Below are 18,442 nucleotides of genomic sequence, written 5' to 3'. Positions count from 1 at the left end.
TTTTAGACTATAGGATAATTATTCGTCTGCGGACAAATGATTGTTAAGAGGACGAATACTTACGATCGTGCCGCCAAGACGCGTAATTGTACGCATCTTCTCGTTCATGCGATTGTAAGGAACTTGCATAAAAATATTGCTGCTCGTACGAATAGCATGGCTGCTATTTTCGGTTTCTTGATTTTGGCGCAAACCAGACACTTCGTATATAAAGAAGCGATTATCTGTGGTTGAGGTAGAAGATATCATAAAAATAGATTTGCCGTATAAAAGTTTTACAACTACTGAGCGATGGTCACACTGGCGACTTTGCCACCCATTTTGTTGATGCGTTGCAATGTGCTAGATAGCTGCTCATAGGAGACGATATACTCGCGGTTACTGCGACGGACTTTAGGGTATCCAGGAGCGGCAACTGCGGCAACTTCGACGCGATAAAGACGATCGGTAGAACCTGTAGAGGAACGACCAAAGGCACGACTTGCCATTGTGCCTTTCAGGGATGGACGGTATGCCCAGCCTTCATTACCACCAGATGCACCAACGATCGCAGAAGCGCTGTTTTGAGCAAGTTCGGCTGCCAATCTCGAGTTATTTCCTTCGATTTGAGCGCGATCGCTATTAGCATATCCACGATAGAGACGAAACATTCTGGTAAAACCAGTAGTTTGATCCCCTGCTTTAGTTTCAAAACCACGATAGTAAGGTACTACCGCATCGCCAAAACTAGCTTCGTATTCATCAGAATCAATATAAGAATCGATATCTGCATCGAAACCTTCGTTTTGATAGCGATCGAGGTGTTCGATCACTTCTGCTTCGCTATAGGGAGCACGACCCAATAGATGCTTGAAGTTCAACTCGATCACGCGAGTATGAAAGTTAGGATAGAGAAACTTAGTTTTATATAGTTCAGACTTAGCGACACCACGGACAAAATCACGCACTGTAATTTGACCATTGGTCAACAAGGATTCCAGAGCAACCAAGCGCTCAGCCGCCATGACATAGTCATTGCCTAATACATGGCGATAAACTGCACTAATCACAATTTGAGCATCTTCGGCTGAGAAGTTAGGGCGAAGTTCAGTTGGACTAGCATTGATGTAAGCAGTAGTCCCTAAACGGGAAGCAGCATTTGTAATTGCCACAGATTATTCTCCTTGAATATGTTTAGTTAATTAAGCCTACATCCTCAGTTTATCTCCCTACCAGAATAGAAAAAATAAATTAATTAATTTTTTCTATTCTGAATCTAGGGAGAATCGACTAAGTGAAATCGACTAAGTGAAATCGATTAAGTGAAATCGATTAAGTGAAATCGATTAAGTAAAGAGGAAACAAGCGATCGCCCTAAGCAAGAGAAATTTGCGTAATACGGCTACCACGCTTGTTCAGCCTCTGTAGAGTAGGGGAAAGTTGGTCATAGGATACCAAATATTCTGTAACGCTACGACGAATTTGGGTCGTCCGACCGCGATCGCCTTGAATCGCAGTTACCCGATAAAGCTGTCCGCGATCGTCGCTAGCATTACCAGCCAGACCCTGACCAAAATGAGGAGTACGAATGGGATTAGCCACGTTGCGAGCTAAATCTTCACTCAACCAAGTAGATTTGTTTTTCCCTTGGGCGCGATCGCTGTTAGCATAACCACGATACAGTTGAAACATACGGTTAAAGCCGACATTCTTCTGACCGCGTTGCGTTGCGAAGCCACGATAGTAAGGAACGATCGCTTCTCCAAAATTCTCTTGATACTCATCAGAATCAATATAAGAATTGATTTCTGCTTCATACCCTTCTTCGATATAGCGATTTACATGTTCTGTAATTTCCGCTTCATCATTAGGAGCACGACCCAATAGATGCTTAAAGTTCAATTCAATAAAGCGAACCTGTGGAGTCGAGGAAAAGAACTTATTCCGATACAACTCCGACTGAGCCAAAGCTCTCACAAACTCACGTACAGATAAATTGCCACTGGCAAGTAGTGACTCAGCACTGGTTAGACGCTCCGACAGCATCAAATGATCATTACCAAAAATCTGCCGATTAGCAGCAGCAATCACGGTAACAACATCTGCACCTGTCCAATTTGAACGCAACTCCACAGGAGATACATTCACATAGGGTTCAAAACCCAAACGAGTTGCTGCCATAGAACTTGTCATATCTAAGCTCCTCAATAGTTTTTAAATAATCTTTGAAAATTTTTTAATTCTGTATCGAAATTTTCAAGCTGTCTCAGACAACTTGAAAACTGGAAATACTATATCGGTCTAGTTTATAGGACACTAATTGACACAGCCAAAGGAAAAACCGCAATGCAACGCACAGCTCATCTATCGCTATATCTTAAAAGACAAAGACGGTAAGCACACCCCCGTGGGGGCGGACTTACCGTCTTCGGGGTTTTCCTGATTCTCTATTTCTGAATTAGGAGGAAAAACCTTAGCTCAAGGCATTGATGGCGTAATCAATGTAGGAATTAGCTTCTAAAGCTGCGTCGCCGCTCAAGCCATGATTAGCCTTAACGTATTTCAAAGCTTCAATGTACCAGCTAGGAGAAAGGTCGAATGCACGGTTGATTTCGGTCAAACCGCTGACGAGGTAATCATCCAAAGGACCAGTGCTACCTGCAACTAGGCTGTAGGTGACCAAACGGATGTAGTAACCGATGTCACGAACGCACTTAGCTTTACCACGAGGGGTAGAAGCGAAGTTGTTGCCTTGTTGTTGGGTGGTGTAAGGATATTTCTGATAAACAGCGTTTGCTGCGCCTTCAGCCAAGCTAGAAGCCTTAGCACTGATTGCTTTAGCTGCATCAAGGCTAGCTGCGGCGGTGCGTAGACGACCAAATGCTGCTTGAAATTCAGGAACTCCAAGATAACGACCTTGAGAATCTGCTGTAGAAACTGCTTCGGTTAAAGGGGTTTTCATGCTCAATGTACCTCTGAAAATTTATATGGATGTTGTGAAATTTCGAGAAAAAGAAAATATTGCAAAAAATATTCTGAGAGAATTTCAGGCTTAGCCTACTGCTGCGGCTGCTTTGTCAAAGTAGCTAGCTACTTCTGCGATAAGAGCACTGCAATCACCACGGGTTACACCGTTTGGATCGTTAGCAATAGCGATCGCTGCATCCTTCATCTTTTCGATACCAACAGCTACAGATCCACCAGGTACGCCCAATGCGCTGTAGGTTTCACGTAGACCATTGAGGCAACGATCTTCCAAAATGCTGGCATCGCCAGTGAAGATTGCATAGGTGACATAGCGAAGGATGATGTCCATGTCGCGAATACAAGCAGCAATACGACGGTGGGTGTAAGCATTTCCACCAGGAGCGATCAATTGAGGCTGATCGTCAAATAGAGAACGCGCTGCATTGGTAACGATTGCAGAAGAGTTAGATGTGATGCGGTTAACTACGTCCAAACGCTTGGTGCCATCTGCAACTACTTGCTTCAACGCATCAATTTGTGAATCAGCAATATAAGCTCCACGAGTATCTGCCTGAGCAACTACCTTAGTAAAAACATCTAAAGCCATTTAAAGAATCTCCTTTTTTAAATGATGTATAAATCGCGAATCGTTCCTAGCTAAATCTTTTTCTTAGGTATTGATTAATGCAAATACCCAATACAAATAGATTCTAAGCATCATTGACTAAAGCGATAAAGACTAAAGCGATAAATCAACTTTGATCAATTTACTTAATAGAACTAATTAAGGCTAATTAAGGCTGATTAATCAGGTTAATTAAATCTTTTTTAGTTCCGTAGCTTTTGGATAAAGCGATTAAAACAACTAATTTGTGCAGATTTTGTGCAAATCAAGAAGCGCTAAATATGTAGTTAAGTAAAGAAAATTCAGTTTCCCTGTAAACCTTATCAGCCAATTGATATAGGCTTTTCTACCTAATCCATTATTGTTAAGCTTTCTTTGCATTCGATCTTATTTCTTTATATAAAGTTTAATAACAAAGAAATTTTTTTGAGCCATTTTAATTTACTAAAGAGTTTCCTACTGCCCAAAGATTACCAAAGATTAATTATTTTCATAGTTTTTAATCTATTAATTTTCACCAACAATCTATTAACAATTTTAAACCTAAATAAATAATTGTTAAGCACTTTGTAGGCTATTACCATCAATCAAGGAGTGAGATATAACTGTCACCGCTTATGTTAGGGACTTGCTATTAATTAAAGTACCTGTGGCTCCGACTCCGCTCAGCCAAAGTTAACGTCAGTTCGGATTAAACTGGCGAATTCTCAAAGTTCAAAAGTAAAAGCCTTGCTACGCAAGGCTTTTACTTTTGAACTTTGAGAAAGGGTTTGCTACGCAAACCCTTTCTCAAAGCCAGTTTCAAATTATCCCGAACTCACTTTATTTAATTAAGCCCACTTACTTAAATAAAGTTTTGTTAAGAAATTAACAGGGGTTATTCATTAAAAAAATTGAGCCTAAAGATGTAAATTTATTGCAGCATAAAGGATTGGGGTGATTAGGTGCATTCTAAACAATTGTTACAAACTATCTGGAGCGACACAAACCTAAACCTATAATTACCTCATCGTGGCACAGCGACTCTTGTACAGCAGTACTTATCTCATTCATAGATTCAGCACTATGAGAGAGCTTGCCTAATCGTTTAATCTACTTTGTCTTAACAGTCTGAGAGAGGAAAATTTTCATGACAATGACTCCTCAAAAGCCAGACACAGAGGTAAAGGTAACGGTTGATCGTGATGTAGTACCTACTTCTTTTGAGAAGTGGGGACAACCTGGTCACTTCGACCGCACCTTAAAGAAGGGCCCAAAGACAACCACATGGATTTGGGATCTTCATGCCAATGTGCATGACTTTGACAGTTTCACAACCGAAGAAGATACTGCCCGTAAGATCTTCTCCGCTCATTTTGGGCACCTAGGTATCATCTTTATCTGGCTCAGTGGTATGTATTACCACGGAGCAAAATTCTCTAACTACACTGGTTGGTTGGCTGATCCAGTCAACATCAAGCCCAGCGCCCAAGTGGTCTGGAATGTTGTCGGTCAAGACATCTTGAACGGCGATGTAGGCGGCGGTTTCCAAGGTATTCAAATCACTTCTGGTTTGTTCCACCTTTGGAGAGCATCTGGTATCACCACGGAATATCAACTCCTCTGCACCGCAATTGGCGGTTTGGTGATGGCTGGTTTGATGTTCTTCGCTGGTTGGTTTCACTACCACAAGGCTGCTCCTAAACTTGAGTGGTTCAAGAATGCTGAATCGATGATGAACCACCACTTGGCTGGTTTACTCGGTTTGGGTTCTCTCTCTTGGGCTGGACATCAGATCCATGTATCGATTCCTATCAATTACTACCTTGATAAGGGCGTACCTGCGAGCCAGATTCCTGCACCCCATGAGTTCATCCTGAATCCTTCATTGATGGCAGACATTTTTCCTAGCTTTGCACAAGGTTTGACACCGTTCTTTACCTTTAACTGGGGTGCTTATGCTGACTTCTTGACCTTTAAGGGTGGTTTGAATCCTCAAACTGGATCTCTTTGGCTAACTGACCAAGCTCACCATCACCTTGCGATCGCTACACTTTTCATCATTGCTGGACATATGTACCGCACCAACTTTGGTATCGGTCATAGCATGAAGGAAATCCTTGAAGCTCACAAGGGACCTCTAACTGGTGAAGGTCACAAGGGGCTATACGAAATCTTGACCTCTTCTTGGCATGCTCAGCTAGCTGTTAACTTGGCTTTGATGGGTTCTTTGAGCATCATCGTTGCTCAGCACATGTATGCAATGCCTGCTTATCCTTACATTGCTACCGATTACGCTACCCAAGTTTCTCTATTCACACATCACATGTGGATTGGTGGTTTCTTGATCTGTGGTGCGGCTGCTCACGCAGGCATTTATATGGTTCGCGATTACGATCCAGCTAAGAATGTAAACAACTTGCTTGATCGCATGTTGCGCCATCGCGATGCAATTATTTCTCACCTCAACTGGGTATGTATCTTCCTTGGCTTCCACAGCTTTGGTCTTTACATCCACAACGACACCATGCGTGCATTGGGTCGTCCTCAAGATATGTTCTCCGATACCGCAATTCAGTTGAAGCCCGTCTTCGCTAACTGGATTCAAGGTATTCATGCTGCGGCTGCGGGTACAACTGCTCCCTATGCAACCTCTAGTGTTAGCCCTATCTTCGGCGGTGAAACTCTAGTTGTTGGCGGTAAAGTTGCTGTTGCCCATATGGCTCTTGGTACGGCTGACTTCTTGGTTCACCATATTCATGCCTTCACCATTCACGTTACTGTCTTGATCTTGCTTAAAGGCGTTCTTTACGCTCGCAGCTCTCGCTTGATTCCAGACAAAGCTGAACTCGGTTTCCGCTTCCCTTGCGACGGTCCTGGTCGTGGCGGTACCTGTCAAGTTTCGGCATGGGATCACGTATTCCTCGGTCTTTTCTGGATGTACAACTGTATTTCCGTTGTCATCTTCCACTTCTCTTGGAAAATGCAGTCCGATATCTTCGGTACTGTTGATGCAAGTGGCACTGTGACCAATATGGCTGGTGGCAACTTTGCACAGAGTGCATTGACCATTAACGGTTGGTTGCGTGACTTCTTGTGGGCACAAGCTTCCAATGTAATTCAATCCTACGGTTCGGCATTGTCGGCTTATGGTTTGATCTTCTTGGGCGCTCACTTCATCTGGGCCTTCAGCCTCATGTTCCTGTTCAGCGGTCGCGGCTACTGGCAAGAACTTATCGAGTCAATCGTTTGGGCACACAACAAGCTCAACGTTGCTCCTGCTATCTCTCCTCGCGCTTTGAGCATTACTCAAGGTCGTGCAGTGGGTCTAGCTCACTACCTCTTAGGTGGAATTGCCACAACTTGGGCATTCTTCCTAGCCCGTTACGGTGCACTTGGCTAATAAAACGGAGAAATTGAAGTAATTATGGCAACGAAATTTCCTAAGTTTAGCCAGGCTCTCGCACAGGATCCAACAACCCGTCGGATCTGGTATGCGATCGCCACAGCGAATGACTTTGAAAGTCACGATGGAGTTACCGAAGAAAGTCTTTACCAAAAGATTTTTGCTTCGCACTTCGGTCACTTGGCAATCATCTTCCTGTGGACATCTGGCAACCTGTTTCACGTAGCGTGGCAGGGTAACTTCGAGCAATGGATTCAAAATCCTCTCACCACACGTCCGATCGCCCATGCGATTTGGGATCCTCACTTTGGTAAGGCCGCAGTAGAAGCGTTTACTCAAACCGACGCTGCTGGCCCTGTTAATATCGCTCTTTCTGGTGTTTACCACTGGTGGTACACCATCGGTATGCGTACCAATGCAGAGCTATTTACTGGCGCAATCTGGATGCTAGTATTCGCGGCTGTTCTGCTATTTGCAGGTTGGTTGCACCTACAGCCCAGCTTCCGTCCTAGCCTCTCTTGGTTCAAGAATGCTGAGTCTCGCCTCAATCACCACTTGGCTGGTTTGTTTGGCGCAAGCTCCTTGGCATGGACTGGTCACATGGTTCACGTTGCGATTCCTGAATCCCGTGGTATTCACGTAGGTTGGGACAACTTCTTGAGCGTTCCTCCTCACCCAGCTGGTCTTGCACCTTTCTTCACTGGTAACTGGGGTGTTTATGCTCAGAATCCTGATACTGCTGGTCATGTGTTTGGTTCTTCCCAAGGTGCTGGTACTGCAATCCTCACCTTCTTAGGTGGTTTCCATCCTCAAACCGAGTCTCTTTGGTTGACCGACATTGCTCATCACCACTTGGCGATCGCTGTGTTGTTCATCATCGCTGGTCACATGTACCGCACCAACTTTGGTATCGGTCACAGCATTAAGGAGATTTTGGCTGCTCACAATCCTCCTAAGGGCACTCCTTTTGGTGGTTTGCTAGGCGATGGTCACAAAGGTTTGTATGACACAGTCAACAACTCCTTGCACTTCCAACTCGGCTTGGCTCTTGCTTCCCTCGGTGTAATCACATCATTGGTGGCTCAGCACATGTACTCGATGCCTTCCTATGCGTTTATCGCTAAGGACTTCACCACACAGGCAGCCTTGTACACTCACCACCAATATATTGCTGGTTTCTTGATGGTTGGCGCGTTTGCTCACGGTGCGATCTTCTTCGTTCGTGACTACGATCCTGAAGCTAATAAGAACAACGTGCTTGCACGTATGCTTGAGCACAAGGAAGCGATCATCTCTCACTTAAGCTGGGTATCCCTCTTCTTAGGTTTCCATACCCTTGGCATCTACGTTCATAACGACGTAATGCAAGCTTTCGGTACTCCTGAAAAGCAAATCTTGATCGAGCCTGTATTCGCTCAGTGGATTCAAGCCGCTCATGGTAAAGCTCTTTATGGCTTTGATGTTCTTCTTTCTAATCCTGACAGCATTGCTTCTACCGCTTACCCCAACAGTGGTAACGTCTGGTTAGCTGGTTGGTTGGCTGGCATCAACGCTGGCGATAACTCCTTGTTCCTCACCATTGGACCTGGCGATTTCTTAGTTCACCATGCGATCGCTCTAGGGCTACATACCACCACCTTGATCTTGGTTAAGGGCGCGTTGGATGCTCGTGGATCTAAGCTCATGCCAGACAAAAAAGACTTCGGCTACAGCTTCCCTTGCGACGGTCCTGGTCGTGGCGGTACTTGCGATATCTCAGCATGGGATTCCTTCTACCTCGCTATGTTCTGGATGTTGAACACCATTGGTTGGACAACCTTCTACTGGCACTGGAAACACCTCGGTGTATGGCAAGGTAACGTTGCTCAGTTCAACGAATCATCTGTCACCATCATGGGTTGGCTCCGTGACTACCTATGGCTCAACTCTGCACAGTTGATCAATGGCTATAACCCCTATGGCATGAACAATATCTCTGTTTGGGCTTGGATGTTCCTCTTCGGACACCTCGTTTGGGCAACTGGGTTCATGTTCTTGATCTCTTGGCGTGGTTACTGGCAAGAATTGATCGAAACCCTTGTATGGGCGCACCAACGCACACCTCTTGCAAGTTTGGTTCAGTGGAAAGACAAGCCTGTGGCTCTCTCCATTGTTCAAGCTCGTTTGGTTGGCTTGGCTCACTTCACGATTGGCTACATCGTCACCTATGCAGCCTTCCTGATTGCGTCTACCACAACTGCTTTCGGTTAATCTAGCTTGCTAGTTAATTAAAAAAATCCCTCACGGTAACGTGGGGGATTTTTTTATTTGGCGATCACCTATATAGGAATGCAAGCTTTGCTTATTAAGGAGTTAATTTCCGACAATTTATGGAGGGGTGTTTTTGATGGAATATGTTAGACTGCATAGCTACTTTAGATAATTAAGTCAACAAGAGCTATTGCAATTAAGAACTATGAGAATGCGATCGCAAAATCAGCAAAGTCTTTTCTCTTCATTTGTTAATGTTGCCATAGCGATAAATATATGTGGTTTTACTGCGTTATGTTCTTACACTCAGAATTCAGCAATCTGGGCAAACACTTCTGAATCTACGATCAGCTCTTCAGATAAATTCAACTCAAAGCAATTTTTGTTTTTGGATTTGCAAAGGCATTGGTCGCGCCTCTTTGTGGAGGGACTGCTATCTAAAACAAACTTGAGTAAAGCCTTTGATACTGCCGATGGCATTAGTTTATTTCAGCCCGATCGCCCCATTACCCGTGCCGAGCTTGCGAATTATTTAGAGCTTGCCTTTGCCAATCGCAATGCATCCAGAATTACTACCAGACTTGACGAGCCAGCCACTAAAGCTGAAACTCTGGTCGCGATCGCTAGCCAACTCAATCTTAATAGCAATGCCGTTAAAACACCGCAATCCTACTTATTATCAATGTTTCGCGACGCTATAGAGATTCCCAACTATGCCATTCCTGCGATCGCTACAATTACTCAGGAAGGCTTAGTTACTAATTATCCCGATCCACGTATCCTTGCTCCCAATGGAGCAATTACCAAAAGTGAACTGGCTGTGCTGATCTATCAAGCTCTTGCCTATCAGAAGAAAGTACCGTCAATTCGATCTCTCTATACGATCGATCCCAATCGCCGCATGTGGGATATGGAGCTAATGCAGGTGACGCGCCTTGAGGTCAGCATTAGTCGGCGGACAGTTACCGCCTTTCATGGAGAAATTGCTCTTAAGACCTATCCTGTCGCCGTTGGTCGCCAAGGCTGGAGCACGCCCATAGGTAATCATCGTGTTTTACAAACGATTGAATATCCTGCTTGGCAAAATCCCTTTACGGGGGATGTCATTCCTAGCAAAGATCCCGAAAATCCTTTAGGCGATCGCTGGATTGGCTTTTGGACGGATGGCAAAGATTGGTCGGGTTTTCATGGGACACCCAATCGCGCCTCGGTTGGTACGGCGGCATCCCATGGCTGTATCCGCATGTATAACGAAGATATTCGCGAGTTGTTTAGTCAAGTAACAACGAACACGACTGTAAGAGTATCGCCGTAAGTCAAACCCCAAGAATTGATAGGCGGCGCGAAGCGCCGCCTATCAATTCTTGGGGCTTATGTCCCTATAGAAGTGATTTAGGAGTTTATTTAGGAACTGAGGACACGCACCACAGTGCTTTGAGGCAGACTGCTCGCATTTAACTCTAGGGTCGAACCTTCCAACTTCTTAATACTGTCCTTGGGCATGAGCGCAAGGAACTCATCGATAGAAGCTAGCTGGCAAGACTTACTGGATTTGTCAGTACGGTAATACACAGGAATAACTATACGGGGATTTAGTTCGGTAACGATCGCTTGAGCTTCTTGGGGGGAATAGGCTTTAGCTTGCATTGGATCGGTGCTTTGAGCACTGCCACCTATGGGCAAAATCAAAACGTCAGGACGACCCATGAGAATTCGCTGAGAAGCGGTGATGGGGGCGGCGGCGCTACCTAAATGCAATATAAAGATGCCCGATTGCTTCCAGCGCCATGCCACATTGCGCCCAAATCTACGACCGCCAAGGCGATCGTGATCCATCGTAATTCCCTGAAGATTTATGCCTTTAAGATTGTAAGAGCCCGCTTCAGACAAAACTCGCTTGTCCTTGGGGAGATTTTCTAAATATCCTTCGTCAAGTAAGCGCGAACTAATCAAAATATAGTCAGATTGGGCGGTTGGAGAGGTCAGCTTCGCGGTACAACCGACGGGACGAAATGGATGGGTTAAAAAGCTAACGTTATCTCCTGAGATTAAAAATGATAGATGCCCCAACCACTGAAGGCGTAGGGTTGAATTTGCTTGAGAATTGGCTGCGTCAGCAATAATTCCTGCGGTAAATGCTGAGATCAGTCCACCTTGGGCGAGTCGAAGAATTTGTCTGCGGCGCATGTTGTTTAGTTCAGTAAGTATTTTGAAATGTGCTTGAAATGTGCGGATTTTCCCAAAGCGATATTTAGTCGAAACTATCAGGTACTTAAGCCCAGTATTTATAAAGCCCAGTATTTAAGGTAGGTAGCATAAAGCGCCACCTACCTTAAATATCAGGCTATGACGCTCAATCCTTTTAAGAAGTTTCTCAGTAAGTCTTTGCCTGTCTCGGTCAAGATGCTTTCAGGATGGAATTGTACGCCTTGGACATGGGGATATTCTTTGTGTCGGACTCCCATGATTATGTCATCTTCAGTCCATGCTGTAACCTCAAGGACATCGGGGCAATTTTGGCGATCAATAACGAGACTATGGTAACGAGTGGCGGTAAATGGGTTAGCTAGTCCTGCCAAAATACCGACTCCCGTATGATAAATTTGGGATGTCTTGCCATGCATTAAGTAGGGAGCCGAGACGACCTTTCCTCCATACATTAATCCCATGCTTTGATGCCCGAGACATACACCTAATATTGGCGTATGGGCAGCCATTTCACGAATAATATCTAGAGATACACCCGCTTCTTCGGGGCGACCAGGACCTGGTGAGATTACGACTCCTGCGGGTTGAAGTTGTTTGACTTCGGCGATGGTTATTTCGTCATTTCTTTTAACTATAATTTCGCCCAATGTAGGGAATTCGGGTAATAATTCTCCAAGGTACTGCACGAGGTTATAGGTAAAGCTGTCGTAATTGTCGATAACGAGAATCATGTTTACAGGGCTTGTGTTTGTAAAGCTTATTTTTGAAGCTCAAGGCTTGACGACGATCGCTAATTTCTTACTCAATTTAGCCTTCTCAATTTAACATTCTTTATGAAGAATTCAGACCAGAAAAGATTATGAAACCAGTTTTGGGAGTTTTCGCATCGGTCTTAGTGATTATGATCTGTGGTGCTGAGGGGGCGATCGCGCAACTGCGTCCTAAGCCACCGCAAAAAGTTCAAGTACAGCAGGAAATCGTCGTACCGCCCAATGAAACTGCCGATCAGCTTTTGGAACGGGGTAACGCCTATGTGCGTTTAGGTAATTTAGAAGGAGCGATAGTTATATTTCGGGCGGCGATTCAGAAAAATCCAGAACTGACGGTAGCGCATTATAATCTGGGATTAGCCTACGCACAGGCAGGCAAATTAAAGGAAGCTATTCATTCTTTTCAACGCGCCACTAGACTCGATCCTAAGTTTGCGATTGCGTACAGTAATCTGGGCGCAGCATTGTTACAGTCAGGTGATGCCAATCGCGCAATTCCCAGCTTACAAAGGGCGATTAGCCTTGATCCGAAACTATCAGTTGCTTATTATAATCTCGGCTTAGCATTGAAGGAAAAAAAGGATATTAATGGGGCGATCGCGAATCTCAATCAGGCTCTTAAACTCAATCCCCAAGCCCCTGAAACGATCTATAACCTAGGGCTATTAATTCAAACTCAGGGCAATATTACCAAAGCGATCGCCTATTATGCCAAGGCTTTGCAATTGAATCCTGAATATGCCGAAGCCTATTACAATTTGGGAGCCGCTTTATTAATTCAAGGACAAACTGAAAATGCGATCGGACAGTTGCGTAATGCTTTGCAGTTTCGTAAAGACTATGCTGAGGCTTTTTATACCCTTGGGGTCGCACAGGTAAGAGCGGGGCAAAAACAGGATGCGATGCAATCTTTTATTCAGGCGCAGGCTTATTTTAATCAGCAAAAAAACATTCCTTGGGCGCAACAGAGCGAACGACAGATTCAGAAATTACGAGGATAAAAACAAGGAGATAATCTTTATTTAGTAAGACTTTATACTGATATAACTATTCGATAACCAGTGAAAAGTATCGAAAATAACTTTTTGCTAACTTTACCTAGATGACAACCCGATCTAGAAACCTGAGTATAAGAAATAACCAAGCATTAACTAACAAGCATTAACTAATAAGTCTTGCTTCGTCATTAGAAATATTTTTGTTTTAGTCAGGTTTTAGGGAAGGGAAATGAATAAGTCGGTTTTGTCAAAAGTATTCTCAGCTATAGCAATCTCTTTGGGGGCGATCGCCACCAGTCTTCCAGCACAGGCCGGAACGATCGTAAATGGCTGGAATTATGCCCGTGATGACTACTCCTATGATGGTTCTGGATCGGGGGGATTTAATGCAGACAGCCGTTGGGATATCTATGGCATGGGCTATAAAGTCGTGGGTAATGATGTTTATGTAGGAATTAACTCCAGTAATTCTCTCTATGGCGTTAATTCCAACAACACAAATGTCGGTTTCGGCTCTCTTTTTCTAGACTTCAATTATGGCAACGCTGGAAATAACTTCAGTACAGCCCAAGGCTCGCTACTTGGCGTAAGGTTTGCACCCAACAATGACTTTGGTGCTAATACCGTTGGTGTTTATACGGGTGTTACTGGTCAAAGTGTTGCCTCAAGTAACAATGGCTATTCCAGTTATAACGCTTATAGAAATTCTGCGGGCAATTCTACCGCTGGCGATCTAGCCGCCAATGATTCCTATTTTGCTCCCTACATTAATAATGGTTCTTCTCTTCCCCTTGAAATTGCTACGGGGAATCTATTTGCGGGAGGTAACCTCAGCTATCTGACGCAGTCAGATCTAGCTGCCATTGGTTTTCCCAGCACGATCTACCAAGCTAGTGCCAACCCCAATACTTTTGGATTTAAGTTTACACTTCCTAGTCAATATCAAGGTCAGCAATTTTTGGCAACCTTAGGATTTGAATGTAGCAATGATTTGGTTTCTGTAAGACCAGTTCCCGTCCCTCCTGCGATCGCTGGTATTTTTCTGGCAGGTGCATTCGGTGGCTGGCGTGCAGCTAGACGTAAAAAGCAACTTAAAGTAGTTGCTGCTTAGTTAAACTTACGTCAGTTTGGGTTAAGCTAGCAAATTTTAAAAGTCCAAAATCAAAAGCCTTGCTACGCAAGGCTTTTGATTTTGGACTTTGAGAAAGGGTTTGCGTAGCAAACCCTTTCTCAAAGCCCGTTTCCAATTATCCCGAACTCACGTTTGATTAGGGAACTCTCCAGATATGAATATTGCTATCTTCGCCGCCACTAACTAAGGTTTGTCCGTCACGACTGAGAGCGATCGCATTAATGAGATTGATATGTCCAGTAAGCACTTGAATGGGTTCTCCTGTTTCTAAGTTCCACACGCGGATTTCTTTATAGCTAGCGCTGATCAGAGTTTTGCCATCCCTACTGACAATCAGTGACTTGACCCAGCCCCAATGTCCTTCTAATGTCCGAATGGCTTTACCCGTTTGCAAATCCCAGACCTTGATGCGCGTATCGAGACTACCACTAACGAGGGTACGCCCATCGGGACTGATGGCAAAGGAGAGCACCCTTGCCGAATGTCCGATAAATTCCCAACGTTGCCTCCCTGAAACTAAGTCCCATACTCGAATCGTTGTATCCCAACTGCAACTAGCGATCGCTTTGCCATCGGGACTCAGGGCGACGGAATCCACAAGACTAGTATGCCCGCGCAGAGTGCGAATTTTGGTTCCCGTTTTAATATCCCAAAGCTTAATCGTGGTGTCTTGGCTACCTGTCACTAAGGTCTTTCCATCGGGAGTAATTGCTACAGAATTAACATAGCCGATATGCCCCGTTAGGGTTAGTAGCTCTTGCCCAGAGCGTGCATCCCAGAGTTTGATCGTTTTATCGCGGCTGCCGCTAGCTAATAGACGACCGTTAGCACTCAGGGCGATAGAGGTAATCATCTGATTATGTCCGCGAATGGAACCAATCAGTTTATGCTGATTTCTATCTGTTCCTAAGTCCCAAACTTTAATACTGAAATCCGCCCCAGCGCTATATAAAATCCTGCCATTGGCTGACAGGGCAAGGGAAACGATCGCTGAAGCATGACCTTGGAGCGTATCGACGATATCGAATAAATGATATTGGCTGTAGTCGGCTAAGGCTTGACGGACATGGGGGTCGGGTCTGCGCCAAAGCAATAGGAGCGCGGTACGTTGGACGGAGAGCGAATGATCCTGTAAGCCTTGCAAAACTAAGTTCAATCCCGCTTCCCCATGATTGAGAGCTTCGCGCAGGGATGCCATTCTAGAGGCGATCGCAGGGCTATGGAACCTTTGCTTGACTCCTGCAATTCCTCCTAATACAACTCCTCCCAGTGGCGGCGTTATCTGACCGCCAAGAACTGCATCCTTTGCTGTGGGTTGCTGGTGATGCTGTTTTGATGCGGACATGATTGATATTTGTAAAAATTTTTTGCCGAAGATGAGCCAAGCTACAGCTTGGCTCATCTTCGGTTTAGAAATTAATCTTTAGAAATTAATCTTTAGAAATTAAGAAGCCTTAGCCAAGGCTTCTTCTAAGGAATGCTCGATGTCAGAGAGTTGGTATTCGCCATAAACTTCACAGGAGTTGTTAGGACTCTCAATCAGCTTAATGCTATGGAGTTTTGCGCCAATCTCGCGAATTGGCTTGGTTAGCAACTTTTGGATATAGACAGCAATATTTTCGGCAGTAGGAACGACTTCCGAAAAATAGGGAATATCTTTATTGAGAAAGGTATGATCCATCGGTTCGAGGACATATTTATCAATGGCGTTTTGAAAGGCGCATAGATCAGCAATCATGCCAGTACGAGGATCGATGTCACCAGCAATGGCTACTTCTAAATGATAGTTATGTCCGTGACCATTAACACGAGCGCACTTGCCATAGATCGCGGTATTTTCTTCTAGGGATAATGTGTCGAGAGCGAGGCGATGGGCAGCAGAAAAGTGAGTGCTAATTGTTAAATGTGCTTGCATGTTATTACCTTGATAATCAGCCCAGAGTTCGGGATGTTCGTATAAGCGAATATTGACCAATGGTAGGTGCGCTTCTAAACGCTGCCAAATTACACGGGCAATATTTTCGGTGGTGGGGAGCGTTTCTTGGAATTCTTCCCATGCTTGATTGAGATAGGAGAAATTTAATTGGGTCGTCACTTCACGGGCGATCGTGTGCTTGACATCTGAGAGATTTAGTACCATGCCAGTATGGTCGATCTCTCCTACCATGCCCACATACATTACATAGTTGTGACCGTGGGGAGGAAAATTAGTACATGCACCGAACTTAGCAAGATTTTCCTCTGGGGGGATTTCAGGCAGCCAGTAACGATGACTAGCAGAAAACTCAGCGCGGCGATTAATTACACATTTAGCCATCAGGAATTAGCTATCAAAAACCAAGTTTGATAAATTGTAAATTTATATTAATAGATTAACATTTCCCGCGATCGCATCAAGACATCGCATCAAGACATCGCATCAAGACATCGCATCAAGACATCGCATTAAGACTAAGTATATTTGCCGCGATCGCTATAATTAAAAAATATCTTTAAAAAATATCTTTAAAAGTCCCCTGCTGTCAGTGCGATCGCATTGTTTGAGCCATGACTAAGATTAATGATGCGATTATTGCAACGGTAGCTGTTTTACGAAATTATTTAGCCGAAAAGTTTTCTGAGCGATCGCCTGTTGTCCTTGCCAATCAATTTTTATATTACGCGAATGGTTTCCCTAGATTGCGGGTTGCACCTGATGTGATGGTAATTTTTGATATTCCGCAACAGCCCTAAGACAATTACAAAATTTGGGAAACAGGGAAAGTTCCCAGTGTCATTTTTGAAATGACTTTTGCAAGTACAAACTCAGAGAGCAGAAATTGCTGATCTGGAGGTGCAGAAATTACGCGATCGCTTAGCTGCATTAGACATTGAGACATAAAACTATTGATTTTAGGTTTTTAGATTTGTGACCTAAAATGATTACAATCCAATCTGACGAAAGCTATGGCTAAAACTTTGACAATTACGCTTCCAGATAATTTGGAAGAAGAGTTAACGGCTCAAGCGATACGCCTCAATATAAAATCGGCATTATTAAACTTTAGTCTTTCACAGGAAAAACACTATGGACTTATGGAGTTTTGTAATTGGTGCGGGTGTATTTTTTGGGATGGGAGGTGCATCTTTTAAAATCGTCAACCAAGGCGAAGAAGCCCTAGTTGCATCCTTTGGGAAATATAAACGCAAGCTTCCTGCGGGTCCCCACTTTATCCTGCCTTTTATTGATACCGTAAGCTACAAAGGCTCAATCAAAGAACAAGTATTAGATATTCCCGCTCAACAATGCATCACCCGTGACAATGTGCCGATTACCGCTGATGCCGTGGTCTATTGGCGAGTCGTTGATATGGAAAAAGCCTATTACCGCGTAGAAAATCTCCGCCAAGCAATTATTAATATTGTTTTGACCCAGATTCGCTCTGAGTTAGGCAGCTTGGAACTGGATGAAACCTTTACGGCGAGGAATAAAATCAACGAACTGCTACTGCGTGATCTCGATGATGCCACCGAACCTTGGGGCGTGAAGGTAACGCGGGTCGAGTTGCGTGATATCCTGCCTGCTAAGGCGGTGCAGGAGTCGATGGAACTGCAAATGACTGCCGAGCGTAAAAAACGCGCCGCCATTCTTACTTCGGAAGGCGATCGCGAGGCAGCAATTAACAAAGCTAGAGGTTTAGCAGACTCCCAACTGCTTAATGCTGAAGCTTCTCAGAAAGCGGCGATCCTCGAAGCTGAAGGACAGAAACAATCAAGGATTTTGCGAGCTGAAGCGGAGCGACAGGAGCAGGTATTAAAGGCTCAGGGGACGGCTCAAGCGATGCAGGTTTTGTTGCAGTCTATGAAAGGGCATCCCCAAGCCAATGAGGCTTTGCAATTTTTGTTAGCACAAAGCTATCTCACTATGGCTACAACTGTTGGTTCTAGTGGCAGTAGCAAGGTGATGTTTATGGATCCGCGATCGCTACCTTCGACCTTAGAAGGATTGAAATCAATCGTGGATACTCCTATTGATCCGAGCGATCTACCCACCCAAGATTGGACTAAATAAAAATTAACGTAAGTTCGAGATAATTTGAAACGGGATTTGAGAAAGGGTTTGCGTAGCAAACCCTTTCTCAAAGCAAG

Annotated in this window: 15 protein-coding genes and 1 pseudogene; 7 read left to right on the top strand and 9 right to left on the bottom strand. The window is 44.4% G+C overall.

The features are described from left to right. Positions 1–18: 18 nt before the first annotated feature. The 5 genes from PSE7429_RS03075 to PSE7429_RS03055 form a co-directional block, all read right to left on the bottom strand. Positions 19–249 (bottom strand): phycobilisome linker polypeptide, encoded by a 231-nt coding sequence (locus PSE7429_RS03075; protein ID WP_009625588.1) that lies wholly within the window; start codon positions 247–249, stop codon positions 19–21. A gap of 32 nt (positions 250–281) precedes the next feature. Continuing rightward, on the bottom strand, positions 282–1,151 hold the full coding sequence (locus PSE7429_RS03070) for a phycobilisome linker polypeptide (RefSeq protein WP_009625587.1): 870 nt from the start codon (positions 1,149–1,151) through the stop codon (positions 282–284). A gap of 202 nt (positions 1,152–1,353) precedes the next feature. Then, positions 1,354–2,172 (bottom strand): phycobilisome linker polypeptide, encoded by an 819-nt coding sequence (locus tag PSE7429_RS03065; protein ID WP_009625586.1) that lies wholly within the window; start codon positions 2,170–2,172, stop codon positions 1,354–1,356. Between the two features lie 280 nt (positions 2,173–2,452). Then, positions 2,453–2,941, bottom strand: a complete 489-nt coding sequence (gene cpcA / locus PSE7429_RS03060; RefSeq protein WP_009625585.1) for a phycocyanin subunit alpha — start codon at positions 2,939–2,941, stop codon at positions 2,453–2,455. 90 nt (positions 2,942–3,031) lie between these two features. Next, positions 3,032–3,553, bottom strand: a complete 522-nt coding sequence (locus PSE7429_RS03055; protein WP_009625584.1) for a phycocyanin subunit beta — start codon at positions 3,551–3,553, stop codon at positions 3,032–3,034. A gap of 1,147 nt (positions 3,554–4,700) precedes the next feature. On the opposite strand from PSE7429_RS03055, the gene psaA reads away from it, so the two are divergent. The 3 genes from psaA to PSE7429_RS24985 all read left to right on the top strand — a co-directional run bounded on the left by psaA (position 4,701) and on the right by PSE7429_RS24985 (position 10,521). After that, a complete protein-coding gene (psaA, locus tag PSE7429_RS03050) occupies positions 4,701–6,953 on the top strand; it encodes a photosystem I core protein PsaA (RefSeq protein ID WP_009625583.1) in 2,253 nt (750 codons plus the stop codon). A gap of 24 nt (positions 6,954–6,977) precedes the next feature. Beyond that, the gene (gene psaB, locus PSE7429_RS03045) at positions 6,978–9,206 is read left to right on the top strand and encodes a photosystem I core protein PsaB (protein WP_009625582.1); all 2,229 of its coding nucleotides are present in this window, start codon (positions 6,978–6,980) and stop codon (positions 9,204–9,206) included. Positions 9,207–9,396: 190 nt separating this feature from the next. Next, a complete protein-coding gene (locus tag PSE7429_RS24985) occupies positions 9,397–10,521 on the top strand; it encodes a L,D-transpeptidase family protein (RefSeq protein ID WP_144052478.1) in 1,125 nt (374 codons plus the stop codon). Positions 10,522–10,610: 89 nt separating this feature from the next. On the opposite strand, the gene PSE7429_RS03035 is transcribed toward PSE7429_RS24985, so the two are convergent. Then, positions 10,611–11,393 carry an MBL fold metallo-hydrolase gene (locus PSE7429_RS03035; protein WP_009625580.1) on the bottom strand — a complete coding sequence of 261 codons (783 nt, stop codon included), beginning with the start codon at positions 11,391–11,393 and terminating at the stop codon, positions 10,611–10,613. Positions 11,394–11,545: 152 nt separating this feature from the next. Continuing rightward, positions 11,546–12,145: an anthranilate synthase component II gene (locus PSE7429_RS03030; RefSeq protein ID WP_009625579.1), complete on the bottom strand. Its 600-nt coding sequence runs from the start codon at positions 12,143–12,145 to the stop codon at positions 11,546–11,548. A gap of 128 nt (positions 12,146–12,273) precedes the next feature. Between PSE7429_RS03030 and PSE7429_RS03025 the strand changes: the two genes are divergently transcribed. After that, positions 12,274–13,185 carry a tetratricopeptide repeat protein gene (locus PSE7429_RS03025; protein WP_009625578.1) on the top strand — a complete coding sequence of 304 codons (912 nt, stop codon included), beginning with the start codon at positions 12,274–12,276 and terminating at the stop codon, positions 13,183–13,185. Between the two features lie 226 nt (positions 13,186–13,411). After that, on the top strand, positions 13,412–14,293 hold the full coding sequence (locus tag PSE7429_RS03020) for an XDD3 family exosortase-dependent surface protein (protein ID WP_009625577.1): 882 nt from the start codon (positions 13,412–13,414) through the stop codon (positions 14,291–14,293). Between the two features lie 157 nt (positions 14,294–14,450). On the opposite strand, the gene PSE7429_RS03015 is transcribed toward PSE7429_RS03020, so the two are convergent. Both PSE7429_RS03015 and PSE7429_RS03010 read right to left on the bottom strand, forming a co-directional pair. After that, positions 14,451–15,659, bottom strand: coding sequence for a WD40 repeat domain-containing protein (locus PSE7429_RS03015; protein ID WP_100228873.1), 1,209 nt, complete (start codon positions 15,657–15,659; stop codon positions 14,451–14,453). 99 nt (positions 15,660–15,758) lie between these two features. Then, a complete protein-coding gene (locus PSE7429_RS03010; RefSeq protein WP_009625575.1) occupies positions 15,759–16,631 on the bottom strand; it encodes a 6-carboxytetrahydropterin synthase in 873 nt (290 codons plus the stop codon). A gap of 248 nt (positions 16,632–16,879) precedes the next feature. Between PSE7429_RS03010 and PSE7429_RS27705 the strand changes: the two are divergent. Together PSE7429_RS27705 and PSE7429_RS03000 are read left to right on the top strand one after the other, a co-directional pair. Then, positions 16,880–17,131 (top strand): annotated as a pseudogene (locus PSE7429_RS27705) (Uma2 family endonuclease); the annotation flags it as partial. A gap of 250 nt (positions 17,132–17,381) precedes the next feature. Further along, the gene (locus tag PSE7429_RS03000) at positions 17,382–18,365 is read left to right on the top strand and encodes an SPFH domain-containing protein (RefSeq protein ID WP_009625572.1); all 984 of its coding nucleotides are present in this window, start codon (positions 17,382–17,384) and stop codon (positions 18,363–18,365) included. The last annotated feature ends 77 nt before the right edge of the window (positions 18,366–18,442 follow it).

This window comes from Pseudanabaena biceps PCC 7429 (assembly GCF_000332215.1).
In the GTDB taxonomy this organism is placed as follows: domain Bacteria; phylum Cyanobacteriota; class Cyanobacteriia; order Pseudanabaenales; family Pseudanabaenaceae; genus Pseudanabaena; species Pseudanabaena biceps.
Note: the sequence above shows the minus strand (reverse complement) of the source record. Positions and strands in the feature narration are given on the sequence as shown.